The organism is Luteimicrobium album (assembly GCF_030161555.1).
Classification (GTDB): domain Bacteria; phylum Actinomycetota; class Actinomycetes; order Actinomycetales; family Cellulomonadaceae; genus Luteimicrobium; species Luteimicrobium album.
Map to the genome: position 1 here is coordinate 1,772,347 of NZ_BSUK01000001.1, position 15,889 is coordinate 1,788,235.

General features: G+C 72.8%; 19 protein-coding genes and 1 pseudogene. 15 read left to right on the forward strand and 5 right to left on the reverse strand.

Translation table 11 applies throughout. The annotated features are described in order from the left end of the window. Positions 1 to 26 precede the first annotated feature (26 nt). Complete coding sequence (locus tag QQK45_RS09170) at positions 27 to 332, forward strand: SHOCT domain-containing protein (protein ID WP_284293007.1); 306 nt, start codon at positions 27 to 29, stop codon at positions 330 to 332. 15 nt (positions 333 to 347) lie between these two features. Here the strand turns inward: QQK45_RS09170 and QQK45_RS09175 are convergent, their stop codons facing one another. Next, positions 348 to 629: a respiratory nitrate reductase subunit gamma gene (locus tag QQK45_RS09175; protein ID WP_348525346.1), complete on the reverse strand. Its 282-nt coding sequence runs from the start codon at positions 627 to 629 to the stop codon at positions 348 to 350. 75 nt (positions 630 to 704) lie between these two features. On the opposite strand from QQK45_RS09175, the gene QQK45_RS09180 reads away from it, so the two are divergent. Both QQK45_RS09180 and QQK45_RS09185 read left to right on the forward strand, forming a co-directional pair. Then, positions 705 to 1,199, forward strand: coding sequence for a DUF4829 domain-containing protein (locus QQK45_RS09180; protein ID WP_284293008.1), 495 nt, complete (start codon positions 705 to 707; stop codon positions 1,197 to 1,199). Positions 1,200 to 1,512: 313 nt separating this feature from the next. Next, the gene (locus QQK45_RS09185) at positions 1,513 to 2,094 is read left to right on the forward strand and encodes a phosphotransferase (protein ID WP_431310327.1); all 582 of its coding nucleotides are present in this window, start codon (positions 1,513 to 1,515) and stop codon (positions 2,092 to 2,094) included. Positions 2,095 to 2,113: 19 nt separating this feature from the next. On the opposite strand, the gene QQK45_RS09190 is transcribed toward QQK45_RS09185, so the two are convergent. Beyond that, the gene (locus QQK45_RS09190; RefSeq protein ID WP_284293010.1) at positions 2,114 to 2,935 is read right to left on the reverse strand and encodes an SDR family NAD(P)-dependent oxidoreductase; all 822 of its coding nucleotides are present in this window, start codon (positions 2,933 to 2,935) and stop codon (positions 2,114 to 2,116) included. Here QQK45_RS09190 and QQK45_RS09195 point away from each other — a divergent pair. Next, the gene (locus QQK45_RS09195) at positions 2,926 to 3,771 is read left to right on the forward strand and encodes a helix-turn-helix transcriptional regulator (protein WP_284293011.1); all 846 of its coding nucleotides are present in this window, start codon (positions 2,926 to 2,928) and stop codon (positions 3,769 to 3,771) included. The two genes, QQK45_RS09190 and QQK45_RS09195, sit on opposite strands and share 10 nt — an antisense overlap. 83 nt (positions 3,772 to 3,854) lie before the next feature. Beyond that, positions 3,855 to 4,154 carry a hypothetical protein gene (locus tag QQK45_RS09200; RefSeq protein ID WP_284293012.1) on the forward strand — a complete coding sequence of 100 codons (300 nt, stop codon included), beginning with the start codon at positions 3,855 to 3,857 and terminating at the stop codon, positions 4,152 to 4,154. On the opposite strand, the gene QQK45_RS09205 is transcribed toward QQK45_RS09200, so the two are convergent. Then, positions 4,151 to 4,324: a hypothetical protein gene (locus QQK45_RS09205; RefSeq protein ID WP_284293013.1), complete on the reverse strand. Its 174-nt coding sequence runs from the start codon at positions 4,322 to 4,324 to the stop codon at positions 4,151 to 4,153. The genes QQK45_RS09200 and QQK45_RS09205 overlap by 4 nt on opposite strands. A gap of 162 nt (positions 4,325 to 4,486) precedes the next feature. Between QQK45_RS09205 and QQK45_RS09210 the strand changes: the two are divergent. After that, a pseudogene (locus QQK45_RS09210) lies at positions 4,487 to 5,772 on the forward strand (amidohydrolase). 271 nt (positions 5,773 to 6,043) lie between these two features. Here QQK45_RS09210 and QQK45_RS09215 read toward each other — a convergent pair. Beyond that, entirely contained in the window at positions 6,044 to 7,588 is a 1,545-nt protein-coding gene (locus QQK45_RS09215) for a dicarboxylate/amino acid:cation symporter (RefSeq protein WP_431310251.1), read from the reverse strand. A gap of 434 nt (positions 7,589 to 8,022) precedes the next feature. Between QQK45_RS09215 and QQK45_RS22080 the strand changes: the two genes are divergently transcribed. Next, a complete protein-coding gene (locus tag QQK45_RS22080; protein WP_348525183.1) occupies positions 8,023 to 9,588 on the forward strand; it encodes a glucose 1-dehydrogenase in 1,566 nt (521 codons plus the stop codon). An 82-nt stretch (positions 9,589 to 9,670) separates the two neighbouring features. Here the strand turns inward: QQK45_RS22080 and QQK45_RS09230 are convergent, their stop codons facing one another. After that, positions 9,671 to 10,030, reverse strand: a complete 360-nt coding sequence (locus QQK45_RS09230; protein ID WP_284293014.1) for a TraR/DksA family transcriptional regulator — start codon at positions 10,028 to 10,030, stop codon at positions 9,671 to 9,673. Positions 10,031 to 10,103: 73 nt separating this feature from the next. Between QQK45_RS09230 and QQK45_RS09235 the strand changes: the two genes are divergently transcribed. From QQK45_RS09235 to QQK45_RS22095, 8 genes are all read left to right on the forward strand, one after another. Continuing rightward, positions 10,104 to 11,861 (forward strand): ABC transporter ATP-binding protein, encoded by a 1,758-nt coding sequence (locus tag QQK45_RS09235; protein WP_284293015.1) that lies wholly within the window; start codon positions 10,104 to 10,106, stop codon positions 11,859 to 11,861. A gap of 132 nt (positions 11,862 to 11,993) precedes the next feature. Further along, positions 11,994 to 12,875, forward strand: a complete 882-nt coding sequence (locus QQK45_RS09240; RefSeq protein WP_284293016.1) for an alpha/beta fold hydrolase — start codon at positions 11,994 to 11,996, stop codon at positions 12,873 to 12,875. A 46-nt stretch (positions 12,876 to 12,921) separates the two neighbouring features. Continuing rightward, a complete protein-coding gene (locus QQK45_RS09245) occupies positions 12,922 to 13,275 on the forward strand; it encodes an alpha/beta fold hydrolase (protein WP_284293017.1) in 354 nt (117 codons plus the stop codon). 26 nt (positions 13,276 to 13,301) lie between these two features. Further along, a complete protein-coding gene (locus QQK45_RS09250) occupies positions 13,302 to 13,748 on the forward strand; it encodes a hypothetical protein (RefSeq protein ID WP_284293018.1) in 447 nt (148 codons plus the stop codon). 82 nt (positions 13,749 to 13,830) lie between these two features. Then, positions 13,831 to 14,529, forward strand: coding sequence for a hypothetical protein (locus QQK45_RS09255; protein ID WP_284293019.1), 699 nt, complete (start codon positions 13,831 to 13,833; stop codon positions 14,527 to 14,529). A gap of 91 nt (positions 14,530 to 14,620) precedes the next feature. Further along, complete coding sequence (locus QQK45_RS22085; protein ID WP_348525184.1) at positions 14,621 to 14,971, forward strand: beta C-S lyase family protein; 351 nt, start codon at positions 14,621 to 14,623, stop codon at positions 14,969 to 14,971. Further along, on the forward strand, positions 14,968 to 15,465 hold the full coding sequence (locus QQK45_RS22090) for an aminotransferase class I/II-fold pyridoxal phosphate-dependent enzyme (RefSeq protein WP_348525185.1): 498 nt from the start codon (positions 14,968 to 14,970) through the stop codon (positions 15,463 to 15,465). The genes QQK45_RS22085 and QQK45_RS22090 overlap by 4 nt, the downstream gene beginning before the upstream one ends. Next, a complete protein-coding gene (locus tag QQK45_RS22095) occupies positions 15,462 to 15,800 on the forward strand; it encodes a beta C-S lyase family protein (RefSeq protein WP_348525186.1) in 339 nt (112 codons plus the stop codon). Before QQK45_RS22090 ends, QQK45_RS22095 begins: the two co-directional genes overlap by 4 nt. Positions 15,801 to 15,889: the final 89 nt, after the last annotated feature.

Here is a 15,889-nt window from a genome sequence, read left to right on the forward strand (position 1 = left end):
GGCCCGGCGTGACGGAGGAGGTCATCATGCTCAGCGCTCTCGTCCCGGCCCAGGCGGCCGTGGTCGCCCACCCCTACTGGCACGGCGGCGGCGGCCCCGGCTTCGGCTGGTGGGTCGTCTTCCCGATCCTGTGGTTCCTGCTGATCGCGTCGATCGTGTTCCTGGTGGCGCGCGGCGCCCGACGGCGCTGGCAGTCCGGCGGCGCGTACGGCCCGCCGTGGGCGCGAGGCAACCAGACGGCGATCGGGGTCCTTGGCGAGCGCTACGCCCGCGGGGAGATCGACGAAGCCGAGTACCGCGCCCGGCTCGAGGTGCTCACGCGCCAGCCGTGAGCGAGCCCGCGCGTGTCAGAACGAGGACCCCGAATACGGGACCCTCGTTCTGACAACGCGGGTCAGCGGCGGGAGGTCGCTCCCGGGCGTTCGGACGGGTCCCACCCCCGCTATGAAAGACGGGTCGGGCTGGAGGTACCGGAGCGACCGGAACCACGGGGAGATGGTCTCGCGGAAGTCGTACCTGCCGTGCCCCTCGAGGGGCTGCGTCGCGACGGTCGCCCACGCGCCGAGCAGCGTGGGCGCCGCCAGGACGCGCGTGTCGGGGCGTCCACCCGCGGCCGGATGGGAGGAAATGCCGTCGGTCTCGCGTCATTCACGCCAACGGTGGGCCAGAGCGGGCGCAGGTCGGGGACCGCTAGGGTGCGCGGCATGGCACGAAGGGTGTGGCGCGTCGTCGGGCTGTCGGGTGTCGGTGCGCTGGCGCTCGCGGCGGCGTTCGGGACGGGCGCGCGGTGGTCCTCGGACCACGGGTCCGACGTCGCTCTCCCGCCCGACGACGCCACGCCCGGCCAGGTCGTCCAGGCGTACCTGGACGCGGTGAACGCCGACGACGAGCGCGTGCTCCGTGCGGTCACGACGCCGGGGATGTTCGACGAGATCCAGGAGGCGTGGCTGAAGCACAGCCTGTACGGGCTCGGGTCGCGGTCGGGGTACGGGCACCCGACGATCACGAACGTGCTGATGGGGGAGGACGCGGCTGCGGGGACCGACCTCGATCCCGACCGGGCTGCCATGGCTGCGGTCTCGTTCGAGATGCAGGGCGGTGATGCGACGGTCGGACCGGGCGACGTCACGTGGGGGATCTTCCTGGAGCGCGCCGACGCGTCGTCGCCGTGGCTCGTCTACGACCAGGGTCAGGGCTGAGACCCGCGTGCGCTCGTGAGCGAGCGATCGTTGCGTAGGGTCGCTGGGTGAGCGAGCCGACGGACCCCGCGACTGACCCGGACGAGCCCGAGATCCTGCTGCCCGGCGGCGACGTGACGGTCGGGGTGGTGCGGGTCGGGGCGACCGTGCGCCGTCCGACCAACCCCAACTCGCCGTACGTGCACGCCCTCCTGCGCCACCTCGAGGCCGTCGGGTTCGACGGCGCACCCCGGTTCCTGGGGCTCGACGCGCAGGGCCGGGAGACGCTGACCTTCGTCGAGGGGAGGTCGCGGGGCGGCCTCGGCCGGACTGGATCGCCGACGAGGACCGGCTCGTGTCGCTCACGCGGCTGGTCCGCCGGTACGACGACGCGACGGCGTCGTTCGTCCCGCCCGCCGGCGTCCGGGCGGAACGCGGGGTGGCGGAGGAGCCGCCGGACACGCCGCCCGCGCCCGCCGAGGAGCCCGAGATCGTCGGGCACCTCGACATCACGCCCGAGAACGTGGTGTTCCGCGAGGGTGAGGCTGTCGCGCTCATCGACTTCGACCTCGCTGGCCCGGCGACGCGCGTCGACGAGCTCGTCAATCTGCTCGTGTGGTGGGCGCCGCTGGTCGACCCCGTCGACCGCGACCCCCTGCTGCGCGACGTCGACGTGTCGCGCCGGGTGCGGCTCGTGCTCGACGCCTACGACGCGTCGGAGGCCGACCGCGCGAGGATCGTCGACGCCGCCCTGCTGCGGACGGCGCGATCGTGGCACCTCATGCGACACCGCGCCGCGACGCTCGGGGGTGGCTGGGCCCGCATGTGGGGCGAGGGCGTCGGGGACGTGATCCTGCGCCGTCGGGCGTGGTTGGAGGAGAACGGCGACGCGCTGCGCGCGGCGTGCGCCCGCTGACGCGCGCCGCGCGCCGGGTTCACCAGCCGAGCTCACCGGCGTCCTCCTGGAAGGTGCCGGTCGGGCCGTCGGGGCCGATGGTCGCGAGGCGCGCCACGACCTCCGCGCTCTCCGCGGCGGGGCGGCCGGGGTGGTTCTCGGCGCCGGCCCCGCCGAGCTCGGTCGCGGTGATGCCCGGCTCGACGGCGTTGAACTTCACGTCCGGCACCGCGCGGGAGGACTGCACGGTGATCATCGAGACCGCGGCCTTGCTCGACCCGTAGACGATCGACGGGAACCGCGACGCCGGGCGCGACGGCTCGTGCACCGCCCAGAACGACCCGAGCGCGCTCGACACGTTCACGACCACCGGGTTCGCGGACCGTCGCAGCAGCGGCAGCGCGGCCTCGGTGACCCGGACGATCCCCGCGGCGTTCGTGTCGAACACGGCAAGGACGCTCGGGCCGTCGAGCGCCTCGGCGCCGCCGTCGCCCGTGCGCAGCGCGATGCCGGCGTTGTTGACGAGGACGTCGAGCCCGCCGTCGGCCTCGATCCGCGCGAGGGCGGCGGCGACCGACGCGTCGTCGGTCACGTCGAGCTGGACGAAGCGGGCGCCGAGCTCGTCGGCGGTGGTGCGGCCGCGGGCCTCGTCCCGCGAGCCGACGTAGACGGTGTGGCCCGCGGCGAGGAGCAGTCGGGCGGTTTCCTTGCCGAGCCCTTGTTGGCCCCGGTGATGAGTGTTGTCGTCATGTCCTCCAGACTGCGCCGGGAGCCGCGCGACAGGCAGTCGTCCCGTTGTCGTAGGACTGTCAGGGCCAGGACGGCGGCCCTCGACGCGCGCAGACTGGCTCCATGGAGGCATGGGACTTCGGCACCGCCGTGCGCCGGTGGCGCGACCGGGCTGCCCCGGAGTCGGTCGGCGTGCCCGAGGGGCGCCGTCGCCGTGCGGCCGGGCTGCGACGCGAGGAGCTCGCCGGCCTGGCGGGCATCTCGGTCGACTACCTGACCCGGCTCGAGCAGGGGCGTGCGGTCTCTCCGTCGGGCCAGGTCGTGGAGGCGCTCGCGCGGGCGCTGCGGCTGTCCGACGGCGAACGCGACGTCCTGTTCGAGCTCGCCGGGCTGGTCGCGCCCGGGGCGGGGCTCGTTCCCGGCAGGGTCACGCCGAGCATCCAGCGCCTTCTCGACCGCCTCGACCACACGCCCGTGATCGTGCAGGACGCAGCGTTCAACTTCGTCACCGCCAACGCCCCCTATGACGCGCTCATGGGCGACACGTCCGCGTGGCGCGGCAACGAGCGCAACGGCGTCTGGCGCAACCTCGTCGGCCCCGGCACGAGCGCTGTCCACGCGCCTGAGGAGCGGGTCGTCTTCGAGGAGAGCCTCGTCGCGGGACTCCGGCTGACCGCGAGCCGCTACCCGGCCGACCCCGCACTGCGCAGGCTGATCGGCGAGCTCGAGGCCGCGAGCCCCCGGTTCCGGGAGCTCTGGGACACCGCCGAGCTCGACGCCGACCCCGACCGCTCACGGCACAAGGTCATCGACCATCCCGCCGTCGGGCTCATCACGCTCGACTGCGACAACCTGACCGTGGCGCGCGACGACCTGGTCATCACCGTCTACACCGCCGAGCCCGGGACCGACGACGTCGACCGGCTGGCGCTCGCGATCGTCCTCGGCACCCAGCGCGTCGCCGGGTGATGCTGCCGACCGGACGTCTAGCGTGTCGACCGCAGTGGGCCGTGGAGTGACTGTCGGACGACACAAGAGGCGGGTACCCCCAGGTGAGCGACGAGTACGAGGTCGAGCTGCCCCGACGAGCGCGCCGCCGGTTCGACGAGCTGATCGAGGCCGTTCAGGAATCCGTCTGCCGGGACTTTCGGCTGGTGCGTTCGCAGGGTGTCGTCTCGTGGGAGCAGCTCGGCCCGGATGCGCTGCGACTGGTGCTCCAGCGGGCACTGGACGAGAGCCGCGAGGCGATCAGAGTCTCGCGCTTCAAGGATGCGAAGGACTATGTGGCCGTCTCCGACTTCATCGACGACGTGCTCGCGAATCGTCTCATCGAGGCGATTCGCGACTCCTAGCGCACGTCACCCTGGTGAAGGTCGGCGAGCCGTTCCGCGAGGAAAGCCCGCTCGACGTCGTTGGCCGTGAGGGCGAGGGCCTCGCGGTAGGCGGCCGCGGCATCGTCGGGGCGTTCGAGCCGGCGCAGCAGGCCGGCGCGGACGGCGGGCAGATGGTCGTAGGGCGTCACGCGCTGCGCCCCGTCGGTCTCCGCGGATGTCGACGGCGAGGAGCGGGCCGAGCGCGCGGTCGGCGACGTCCCCCGATCGAACGTCGGACCCGAAGGCGTGCCCTTGCACCACCACGTCGGACGGGCACGGACCGAATCGACAGCAGGGCGAAGATGGATCTCATGAGCAATCCTCACGAGAGTCGTCCGACCACCCGACCGATCACCACCACTCGCGGCAGCGTCGCGATCACCAACGCTTACGTCGTGCCCGTCGCCTCGCCCCCGATCGAGGGCGGGACCGTCCTCGTGACGGACGGCGTGATCGAGGCCGTGGGGACGTCGTCGGACGTCACCGTGCCCGACGGCGTCCGCGTGGTCGACGCGGGTGGGCGCTGGGTCCTCCCGGGCTTCGTGGAGTCGCACGGCCACGTCGGCGTCCACGAGGAGGGCGAGGGCTGGGCCGGGAACGACACCAACGAGATGACCGACCCCAACGGTTCGCACCTGCGTGCGCTCGACGGCATCAACGTCGAGGAGGAGGGCTTCCGGGACGCGCTCGCGGGCGGTGTCACGACGGTCGTCGTGAAGCCGGGCTCGGGCAACCCGATCGGCGGCCAGACCGTCGCGATCAAGACGTGGGGCGGCCGGACCGTCGACGAGCAGATCGTCGCCGACGCCGTGTCCGTGAAGTCGGCGCTCGGCGAGAACCCCAAGCGCGTGTACGGCGACCAGAAGAAGGCGCCCGCGACCCGGCTGGGCGTCGCCGCGGTGATCCGCAAGGCGTTCGTCGACGCGCAGAACTACGCCGCGAAGCGCGACGCCGCGGAGCAGAAGGGCGAGCCGTTCGACCGCGACCTCGGCAAGGAGACGCTGGTCCGCGTCCTGCAGGGCGAGCTCGCGTGGGACCAGCACACGCACCGTGCCGACGACATCGCGACGGCTCTGCGCCTCGCCGACGAGTTCGGCTACCGGCTTGTCGTGAACCACGGCACCGAGGGCGCGGAGCTTGCGGACGTGCTCGCGGAGCGCGACGTCCCGGTGATCTTCGGCCCGATGTTCACGAGCCGGTCCAAGGTCGAGCTCCGGCAGCGGGCCATCGCGAACCTCGGGCGCCTCGCCCGTGCCGGCGTGCGGGTCGCGATCACGACCGACCATCCCGTCGTGCCGATCAACTTCCTCGTCCACCAGGCGTCGCTCGCGGTCAAGGAGGGCTCGACCGCGACGTGGCGCTGCAGGCGCTGACCGTGAACCCGGCGTCGTTCCTGCGGCTCGACGACCGCGTCGGCGCGCTCACGCCCGGGCTCGACGGCGACGTCGTCGTGTGGTCAGGCGACCCGCTCGACGTGAACAGCCGGGCCGAGCAGGTGTTCGTCACCGGCACCGAGGTCTACCGCTGGGACGCGGCCGCGAACGGCGGCCTCGGCGCGGGCGTCGTGACGGAGCGCTCGGAGCGCTTCACCGACTGAGCCCTGTCGCCGACGGTGACGCTGTGTTCGGCGAGGGGGACGCACGGGGGCCGCTACGCGACGCTCGAGCCCGACCTGTTGTTCGTCGTCGACGACGGCCCCCGCGATCGACGTGCCCGACGCCGGCCCGCTCACCTACCTGGGCCGCGCCACGCGCCGCTGAGCTCCCGCCACCCCGCCGAGTCAGCGCGAAACCCCCGGGTCAGCGTCATTTCGACGCTGACCCGGGGTTTCGCACTGATTCGCGTGGCGCTTTCGCTGCCCGACGGCGTCAGCGCGCCGAGCCGACCAGCTCGCCTTCCGCCTCGGTCGCCTCGGCGTCGGTGGCCGGCGCCTCGGGGGTCGTCGCGTCGGCGTCGTCGTCGGTGAACAGGTCCTCGGCCGTGGCGGCGTCGTACTGCTCGGTGTCGAGGATGCCCTCACGCTTGGCGACGACCACCGGGACGAGCACCTGCCCGGCGACGTTGGTCGCGGTGCGGCCCATGTCGAGGATCGGGTCGATCGCGAGGAGCAGGCCGACGCCCGCGAGCGGGAGGCCCAGCGTCGACACGGTGAGCGTCAGCATGACGAGCGCGCCGGTGAGGCCGGCGGTCGCGGCGGACCCGACCACGGAGACGAACGCGATGAGGATGTAGTCCGTGATCGACAGGTGGATGCCGAAGAGCTGCGCGATGAAGATCGCGGCGACCGCGGGGTAGATCGAGGCGCAGCCGTCCATCTTGGTGGTCGCGCCGAGCGGCACGGCGAACGACGCGTACTCGCGCGGGACGCCGAGGTTGCGCTCGGTCACACGCTCGGTGACGGGCAGCGTGCCGATCGAGGACCGCGACACGAACGCGAGCTGGATCGCGGGCCAGGCGCCGCGGAAGTAGCTCGACACCTTGAGGCCGTTGCTGCGCAGGATCACCGGGTAGACCACGAACAGCACGAGCGCGAGGCCCACGTAGATCGCGATCGCGAAGCGGGCGAGCGGGGACAGCAGGTCCCAGCCGTACGACGCGACGGCGTTGCCGATGAGGCCGAGGGTGCCGAGGGGCGCGAGGCGGATGATCCACCACAGCACCTTCTGGACGATCGCGAGCGCGGACCGGCTGAACGTGATGAACGGGTCGGCCTTCTTGCCGGACTTGTAGGCGGCGATCCCGACGACGATCGCGATGACGACGATCTGGAGGACGTTGAAGCTGACGTTCGTCTCGGCGGAGCCGTCGGTGATCTGCGTCGAGGCGCCGAGGCCGAGGAAGTTGCCCGGGATCAGGCCGGTGAGGAAGTCGATCCACGTGCCGGTGTGGCTGGGGGCCGAGCCCTGGGAGATGTCGAGCGACGTGTGCTTGCCCGGCTGGAAGATCAGACCCATCCCGATACCGATGGCCACCGCGATCAGCGACGTGATCGCGAACCACAGGAGCGTCTTCCACGCGAGGCGGGCCGCGTTGGCGACGCCCTTGAGGTTCGCGATGGACACGACGATCGCGAGGAACACGAGCGGCGGGACGACGGCCTTGAGGAGGGTCACGAAGTCGGAGCCGATGGTCCCGAGGGTCGTGGTGAGCCAGTTCGGCGTCTCGTGGCCGGCGGGGCCGACCTCGCCCATCGACCGGGCGACCCAGCCGAGGAGGAGGCCGAGCACGAGGCCCGCGATGATCTGGACGCTGAACGACGGCCAGCGCGGACCGCGCTTGGGTCGGGGGCGTCGGGAGCCGCGGCGGCGTCGGGCCGGGCGGCGGGGGAGGACGTGGACACAGGGGTTCCTTGTCTGGTGGTGACGGAGTCGTGCTGCTGGGTGCCGACGCGCGCCGGGACGCTGACGTGGCATGGGGCTCGACCGGCCGCACGACGACCGCGCAGGTGCGCGCGGCGAAGGAGGTGGTGCGGGGGCCGGGTGAGCGGGAACCGCTCGGTGCGGCCGGCAGCGGTGCCGGCGGCCGTGTGCTCGGAGGGAGCGCTACCTGTTCAGCGACACAGCGCGCTGGCGACGTGTCGGTAGTCGACGTCGCGGCGCGCGGTGAACAGGCGCTCGGGCACGGGGATCTCCTGGGTGGTGGAGTGGGTACCGGTCGGTACGAAGAGGAACCTTAACAACTGGTCCACACCCCGGACAAACGTCTCGTCATAAGAGACGAAACGTTCCGAGGCTAGGCGACACATGTTGCCTAATGTGCGCCGAGCGGCGTACCCTCGAGGGGAGAGCTCCCCAGGAGGTGTCGTGGACCGTCGGACCGTCCGCACGCGCGCGCGCTGCGCGCCGCCGTGCTCGAACTCGCCGCGCAGCACGACGTCGGCGACCTCTCCGTGGTCGAGGTCGCGCGTCGCGCCGGGATCAACCGGGTTACCTTCTACGACCACGCGACCAGCCCCGCGGCGCTGCTCGTCGCGGTCCTCGCCGAAGAGCTCGACGAGATCTGGACCCGGCTCCTCGACCCCGACGCCGCGTCGGATGCCAGCCGGGGCGCCGCCGCGCCGCCCGACCCGCTCGGGGTCGTCGACCAGGTCGCGCGCGCGGTCGCCGAGCACGTCGAGCGCCACGCGGCGGTCTACGAGCGTGCGCTCGTCGGCGCCGACGAGCAGGAGCGCTCCGGGTCGTGGTCGCCCGCGGACGAAGGCCCCGCCACGTCCGGCGCGACCCTCAGCGCGCCCCTGTCCACGCTGCTCGCCGACCACTTCACGCGCACCCTCGAGACGTTCCTGGCCCGGCACCCGTGGCTGCGTCCCCTGCGGAGCTCCGCCCGACGGCGCCCGGTGTCGCCCCTGGCGAGACCGGCCATCTGGCGCCCGGGCGACCCGACGGCCAGGCGGTGGACCCTGCCGAGGCGAGCGCCGTCGTCGGCGACGCAGCGGAAGCACGCGAGGTCCGGGCATACGCGCGCTACGTGGCCCTCGGCTCCATCGGGGCGCTCGAGACGTGGCTCGCGTCGCCCGCCCCGCGTGACCCCGACTTCTTCCCGCGGGTCGCGCGCGCCGTGCTGCCCGCGTGGTGGACCGCCGCCCCACCGGACCCGGCCACCCCTGAGACCACCCGCCGACCGCGGGATCACACCGGCACCCACGAGGTCTCACGAGAGGAGCCCCACCATGGGCCGTGTACAGGACAAGGTCGCCATCGTCACCGGAGGGACCGGAGGCATGGGCACCACGCACGCGAAGGCGCTCGTCGCCGAGGGCGCGAAGGTGATGATCGCCGACCTCGACCACGCGAAGGGCGCCGCGCTCGCCGCCGAGCTGGGCGACGCCGCACGCTACGTGCACCTCGACGTGACGAGCGAGGACGACTGGGCGGCTGCCGTCGCGGCGACCGTCGAGGCGTTCGGGACCGTCGACGTGCTCGTCAACAACGCCGGCATCGCGAACGGCGCCGCCATCACCGAGTTCACGCCCGAGATGTGGCGGAAGATCATCGACATCAACCTCACCGGCACGTTCCTCGGCATCCACGCCGTCGCGGGGATCATGGCGAAGGCCGGGTCGGGGTCGATCATCAACATCTCGTCCGTCGAGGGCCTGCGCGGTAGCCCGGGTCTGCACGGCTACGTCGCCTCGAAGTTCGGCGTCCGCGGGCTCACGAAGTCCGTCGCGCTCGACCTCGGGCCGCGCGGCGTGCGCGTCAACTCGATCCACCCCGGGTTCATCGAGACGCCTATGACCGCGTCCCTCAACCCCGACGACCTCATGATCCCGCTCGGCCGCGCCGCCAAGCCGGAGGAGGTCTCGCAGCTCGTCGTGTTCCTCGCGTCCGACGAGTCGAGCTACTCGACCGGTGCGGAGTTCGTCGTCGACGGTGGGCTGGTGGCGGGCGTCCCGTTGCGCGCCCACCACTGACGGGCCTCCCGCCGAGTCAGCGGGTCCCCCTCGAGTCAGTGCCGGATCGGCACCGACCCGCAGGATCCCCGCTGACTCGGCGTCACCCGCTCCGTCGCTCGGCCTGCGCCTGGCACGTGACGCACAGCCGCGCGGTGGGGCGGAGCTCGAGCCGCGCCGCGCCGATCGGCCGCCCGCACCGTTCGCAGACGCCGTAGGTGCCGGCGTCGAGTCGTCCGACGGCGGCGTCGACCTCCTCGATCACGTGCCGGCTGTCCGCGGCGAGCACCGCGGCCTGGGCGCGGTCGAACGCGAGGGTCGAGCCCTCGGGGTCGTGCTCGTCGTCGGAGTTCGCCCCACGTCGCGCCTCGGCGATGTCGTCCAGCTGCGCCTCGAGCGACGCGAGACGCTCGATCGCGTCACGCCGCACCGCGGCCAGCCGTTCACGCGGGCTGTCGGTCATCCCGCCATCATCCGCGGTGAAGCCTTGCCTCGCGGGTCGAATCGTTTCGTGTTCTGGTGCCCGCGCCCCGACAATGGAGGATGTGACGCGCCTGGAAGACGACTACGACGGCACCCGACCCCTCCGCACCATCGCCCGCATCTACCGACCCCAGCGGTGGCACCTGCTCGCCGCGGCACTGGCGTTCGTGGTCAAGCACTCGCCCGTGTTCCTCATGCCGGCGCTCACGGCGCGCGTCGTGGACGTCGTCGTCGACCACCGGCCCCTGCGCGAGCTCTGGATCTCCGCCGCGATCATGGCGGTGGTGATCGCCCAGAACCTCCCGGTCTCCACGATCTACGGTCGCCAGCTCTCGCTGGCCGTCCGGCACACCGAGACGACGCTCCGCATGGGCCTGACGCAGCGGCTCCAGGAGCTCAGCATCGGCTACCACCGTCGGACCAGCGCGGGCGTGCTCCAGGCGAAGATCGTCCGCGACGTCGAGAACGTCGTCGAGGCCAGCCGCTCCGCCTACGACGCGGGACTCGCGGCCGTCGTCACGCTGGTCGGTGCGATGGTCCTCACCGGGATCAACGTGCCCGAGTTCCTGCCCGTGTTCGCGCTCGCGGTCCCCGCGTCCGCCGCGCTGATCTTCACGACGCGCCGCGGCATGAACCAGCGCAACGCGAGCTTCCGCGCCGAGGTCGAGCAGATGTCCGCGCGTGTCAGCGAGATGACGCACCTCATCCCGGTGACCCGCGCGCACGCGCTCGAGTCGCGCGAGCTCGACCGCATGAACGGGACGCTCACGCGCGTGCGCCAGGCCGGGATCCGCCTCGACGTGCTCAACACCCGCTTCGGCGCGCTGAGCTGGACCATGTTCCAGCTCCTGTCCGTGGTGTGCCTGGTCGGGGCGGCATGGGTCGCGTGGACGGGCTTCTTCCCCGTGTCCGCGGGCGACGTCGTCATGCTCTCGAGCTACTTCGTCACGCTCATCGCCTCGGTCACGGGTCTCGTGGGGCTCGTGCCCATCGTCACCAAGGGGCTCGAGTCGGTGCGGTCGATGGGCGACGTGCTCGGCGCGAACGACGTCGAGCAGAACCACGGCAAGCGACGCATCGACCACGTCGACGGCGCGATCACGTTCGACCACGTCACCTACCTCTACGACGAGCCGGGCGGTGACACCGTCCTCGCGCTCGACGACCTCACCCTCGACGTCCGGGCCGGCGAGACCGTCGCGTTCGTCGGACCGTCCGGGTCGGGCAAGTCGACCGTCCTCAACACCGTGATCGGCTTCCTGACGCCCTGGTCCGGTCGGGTGCTCGTCGACGGCACCGACCTCGCGGGCGTCGACCTCCGGTCCTACCGCACGCACCTCGCCGTGGTGCCGCAGGAGTCGATCCTCTTCGAGGGCTCCGTCCGGGACAACGTCACCTACGGGGTCGACGTGCCCGACGACGCCGTCCTGGCCGCGCTCCACGACGCCAACGCGCTCGAGTTCGTCGAGCAGATGGGTGGCCTCGACGCCGTGATCGGCGAACGCGGGTCGCGCCTGTCGGGAGGCCAGCGTCAGCGGCTCGCGATCGCCCGCGCGCTGGTCCGGGACCCTCGGATCCTCGTGCTCGACGAGGCGACGTCGGCGCTCGACACCACGTCCGAGCGGCTCGTGCAGGAGGCGCTCGGACGGCTCATGAAGGGCCGCACGACCTTCGTCGTCGCGCACCGTCTGTCGACGATCCAGGGCGCGGACCGCATCGTGGTGATGGAGCACGGGCGCGTCGTCGAGGTCGGTGGCCACGTCGAGCTGGTGCAGCGCGGCGGCACGTACGCCCGGATGCACTCCGCCTGACGCCCCGGCGAGCGGGTGAAACGCGTCGGAACCGCGTCACGATCCTCCGCGGGAAGGCTCCCCTCACCGTAGGACGGACCCGTGCGCAGGGGCGCGGTTCCCGTGAGCCCCGGGACGACGGAGCGCAGGCACGTGACCGATGCACGGCAGGACACGACGACGCAGGTGCCGACCTGCCTCGGCGACCTGACGGTGCGCGTCGTGGGCAGCGGGCCGCCGGCCCTCCTGTGGCACAGCCTCCTCGTCGACTCGTCGTCGTGGTGCCGCGTCGAAGCCGACCTCGCGGAGCGCCGGACGCTCGTCATGGTCGACGCCCCCGGCCACGGCCGGAGCGCGTGCCCGCCGCGGCGGTTCGGCATCCACGACTGCGCCGCCGCCGCGCTCGACGTGCTCGACGCGCTCGACCTCGGCGTCGTCGACTGGCTGGGGGTCGCGTGGGGCGGGCGTGTCGGCCTGACGTTTGCCGCCACCTACGGCGAGCGGCTCCGGTCGTTGGCGATGTTCAGCTCGTCGCCCTACCGGCTGCCCGCGATGTGGCGGCACCTGTCGGCGTCGCTGCTCGTCCCGTACCGCGTGCTCGGCCCGCTCGCGCCGGTGACCGAGGCCGTCATGACAGAGCTGCTGGGGGAGCGGGCGCGCCGCACCGACGTCGAGGCCGCGATCCTGGTGAGCCGGGCGTTCCTCGGCGCCGACCGGGTCGCGATGACCCGCAGCGTGCGGAACACCCTCCTGCACCCCGAGGATCTGAGCGGCGTCCTCAGCCGGATCGAGGTGCCTACGCTCGTGGTCGCGGGAGGCGCGGACGCGGCCTTCACCGCCGCCGACGCTGCGCTGGTCGCCGGCGCGATGCCGCATGGGTCCAGCGACGTGCTCGAGTCCGTGTTCCGGCTCGCGCCGGTCGAACGTCCCCAGGAGACCGTCAAGCTTGTGCTCAGGCACTGGGACGCGTGCATCTGGGGTTGGTCGGACCATGGATCGTCGTCGCCGCGAGGAGGAGAGTCGTTCGTGGCGTGAGGGGTGATGGATGGGCGAGTCTGGTGGCGGCGCAGTGGATCTGGTCGTGCCTACCTGCGTCGGGGCACTCCACGTGCAGCGCGTCGGCTCCGGCCCGGCCGCGCTGCTGTGGCACAGCCTGGTGGTGGACAGCGAGGAGTGGGCTCGCGTGCTCCCGGCGCTCGTCCGGCATCGCGCTCTCATCATGATCGATGGCCCGGGGCACGGTGCGAGCCAGCCGCCGCCGTCCCTGTTCACCTCAGCCCAGTGCGCCGATGCAGCGATGACCGTGCTGGACACCCTCGGCGTCGCCGACGCCGACTGGGTGGGGAGGGCTGGGGTGCGCGGGTCGGCCTGGTGGCCACCGCGCGGCACCCCGACCGGGTCCGGTCCCTCGCGCTGCTGGGCTCGCTCGACCTGAGGCGTGTGTGGTGGCAGCGTGCCATCATGCGGGTGCTTCTCGTGGCGCAGCTCGCAGTGGGCTCGGTCGCCCCGCTCGTCGAGCTCCTGATGCTCGGGGCGCTCGGCCCCCGGCGCAGGCGGTACGACCCGGAGGCGGCGGTGGTGGTGAGCGGCGGCGCGCTTCGAGTGTCCAGGCTCGGCGTGTTCCGGGTCGGGATGAGCGAGCTGCGGCCGGCACCACCGGCCGAGGTCATCGGGCGGCACATCGTCTGCCCGACCGTCGCCGTGGTCGGCGCCCAGAGCGCGCAGGCCGCGCAGCGGTACGCCACGACGCTGACGTCCGTGGCCCCGGACGCCTCGATGGAGGTCGTCGATCACGTCTTCAACCTCGTCGCTCTCGAGCACCCGGAGAGGGTGGTCGAGGCCGTCGTGGCCCTCTGGTCGCGTTCGGACGGAGGCGATCTGGTTTCTCACCGTTGCGACACGGTGTGACCCGCGCGACACTGGAACCACCGGCGACGACGCCGGGTGTTGGCTCTCGAAACCGTGCTGACCGACCCGAGGGGTGGCCCTCATGGCTACCGCGTACGACGTCCTGCCGATGCTGGGACGTGGCAAGCACCGCAACCCGCGCAAGGGCGCCTGCTTCATGGAGCTGGCGTCGTACCTGGCGGGTGAGAAGTGGTCGGACCACCCGGCGTGCACGCATCCGCTGCTCGCGATGCTGGCACGCGCCGTGAACGACCTGACGTCCGACACCGGACGCCCGCAGCTCGCCCCGCTGATCCCGTCGGTCATCGGCGTGAGCAGCGACGACCCGCACTGGGACATCCAGATCGCGCTCGACGCCGCCGTCGCCGCGCTGCCCGACGCCCCCGAGTACCGTCAGCGCACGCTCGCGGTCGCGATCATCGCGTGCGAACGGATCCTCGACGACCTCGACGCCCGCGAGCCGGGCACGCGGTCCCTCGAGTCGCGGTCGGCGCTCGCGGAGGCCCCGGCGACGACGGCCTGGGCCGAGGAGTTCTGCCGTGGCTCGATCGCGAAGCCGGCACGGTTCGTGCGCGACGCAGCGCCGAGCATCGTCGGGTCCGCGGTGCTGGCCATCGCGGAGTCCGCGAGCCCGGACGTCGACGTGCGCTTGCGTCGTCTTCTCGACTCGACCATCACGCGGTGCCGCGCCTGGGCGGCCGTGGACGGCGAGGAGCCGCGCACGCTCGCCCCGGAGGTCTGGAGCGACGTCGTCCGTGCGGTGCCGGCTCCGGCGGTCTGACTCCGTCCCCGCGGTCGACGCCGCACCTGGTCCCAGGACGGGCGCACCCCTCGCGGGGTGCGCCCGTCCGGCGCGTCGCTAGCCTCGTCCTGTGACTGCCGCGACGCCGCTCGACCCGCTCAACACGCTGACCCTCGACCAGCTCCGGACGCGCACGAGCGTCAAGTGGCGCGAGTACGCGCCGGACATGCTGCCGCTGTGGGTCGCGGAGATGGACGCCGTCCTCGCGCCGGGGATCGTCGAGGCGGTCACCCGGGCGCTGCACGACGGCGACACGGGCTACGACCACGGCTTCCGGTACGCGGAGGCGTGGGCCGCGTACGCGGCGGACCGGTGGGACTGGCACGTCGACCCGGCCCTGACCATGACGGTGGCTGACGTCATGACGGGCATCGTGTACGCGCTGGGGGCGCTCACGGAGCCCGGGGCGCCGTCGTCGTGAGCCCGCCCGTGTACCCGCCCTTCTACCAGTTCGTGCCCGGCGCGGGCCGGCGGACGATCGACGCGCCCCTCACACCCGAGGGCAGGCTCGACCTGGCCGACGGCGGCGCGCTCGACCGGGCGTTCGGCGAGGCCCGGGCGTCGGGCCGGGCCGCGGTGTACCTGCTGGCCAACCCGCACAACCCGACCGGCACCGCGCACACGCCGGACGAGCTCGAGCGGCTGCTCGTCTTCGCCGACCGGCACGGCGTGCGCGTCGTGTCGGACGAGATCCACGCGCCGCTCAGCGGTCGTCCCGGCGTCGACCACGTCCCGCGGTTCACGTCGGTCCTGCAGGTGCCGGGCGGGGAGCGCGCGCTGGCGCTCGTGTCGCCGTCGAAGGCCTGGAACCTCGCGGGCTCCGCGCGGCGCTGCTGGTCGCGGGACCCGGCGCGGCCGCGGACCTCGCGAAGGTTCCGGAGCACGCGCTCGACGGCGTCAACCACGTGGGTGTGATCGCCCAGACCGCGGCGCTCGAGACGGGGTGCGGGTGGCTGGACGAGGTGCTGACGGCGCTCGACGCGAACCGCGCCCTGCTGGCCGGGCTGCTCGCGGACCGGCTGCCCGGCGTCGGCTATCGCCGCGACCACGCGACCTACCTCGCGTGGCTGGACTGCCGCGGCCTCGGGCTCGGGGACGACCCCGCCCGTGCGTTCCTCGACCGGGGGCGGGTCGCGCTCAACCCCGGGCTGACGTTCGGACCGGGCGGAGCCGGGCACGTGCGGCTCAACCTCGCGACGTCGCGCGCGATCCTCGCGGAGGCCGTCGAGCGGATGGCGTCGGTCGTCTGACGCCGCGGCCGCCCGGGCCCGGAGGAATTCCGGGGTTGCCATCACTGTTCGTGCGGGGGACGCTCGAAGGAGCGCCGACGACGAGGACC

What these genes read in the sequence shown, in the direction of transcription:
- QQK45_RS09170 (WP_284293007.1), top strand. Translation starts at nt 27, where the DNA reads ATGCTCAGCGCTCTCGTCCCGGCCCAGGCGGCCGTGGTCGCCCACCCC.
- QQK45_RS09180 (WP_284293008.1), top strand. Translation starts at nt 705, where the DNA reads ATGGCACGAAGGGTGTGGCGCGTCGTCGGGCTGTCGGGTGTCGGTGCG.
- QQK45_RS09195 (WP_284293011.1), top strand. Translation starts at nt 2,926, where the DNA reads ATGGAGGCATGGGACTTCGGCACCGCCGTGCGCCGGTGGCGCGACCGG.
- QQK45_RS09190 (WP_284293010.1), bottom strand. Translation starts at nt 2,935, where the DNA reads ATGCCTCCATGGAGCCAGTCTGCGCGCGTCGAGGGCCGCCGTCCTGGC.
- QQK45_RS09215 (WP_431310251.1), bottom strand. Translation starts at nt 7,588, where the DNA reads ATGCCACGTCAGCGTCCCGGCGCGCGTCGGCACCCAGCAGCACGACTC.
- QQK45_RS09230 (WP_284293014.1), bottom strand. Translation starts at nt 10,030, where the DNA reads ATGACCGACAGCCCGCGTGAACGGCTGGCCGCGGTGCGGCGTGACGCG.
- QQK45_RS09235 (WP_284293015.1), top strand. Translation starts at nt 10,104, where the DNA reads ATGGAGGATGTGACGCGCCTGGAAGACGACTACGACGGCACCCGACCC.
- QQK45_RS09250 (WP_284293018.1), top strand. Translation starts at nt 13,302, where the DNA reads ATGCGGGTGCTTCTCGTGGCGCAGCTCGCAGTGGGCTCGGTCGCCCCG.
- QQK45_RS09255 (WP_284293019.1), top strand. Translation starts at nt 13,831, where the DNA reads ATGGCTACCGCGTACGACGTCCTGCCGATGCTGGGACGTGGCAAGCAC.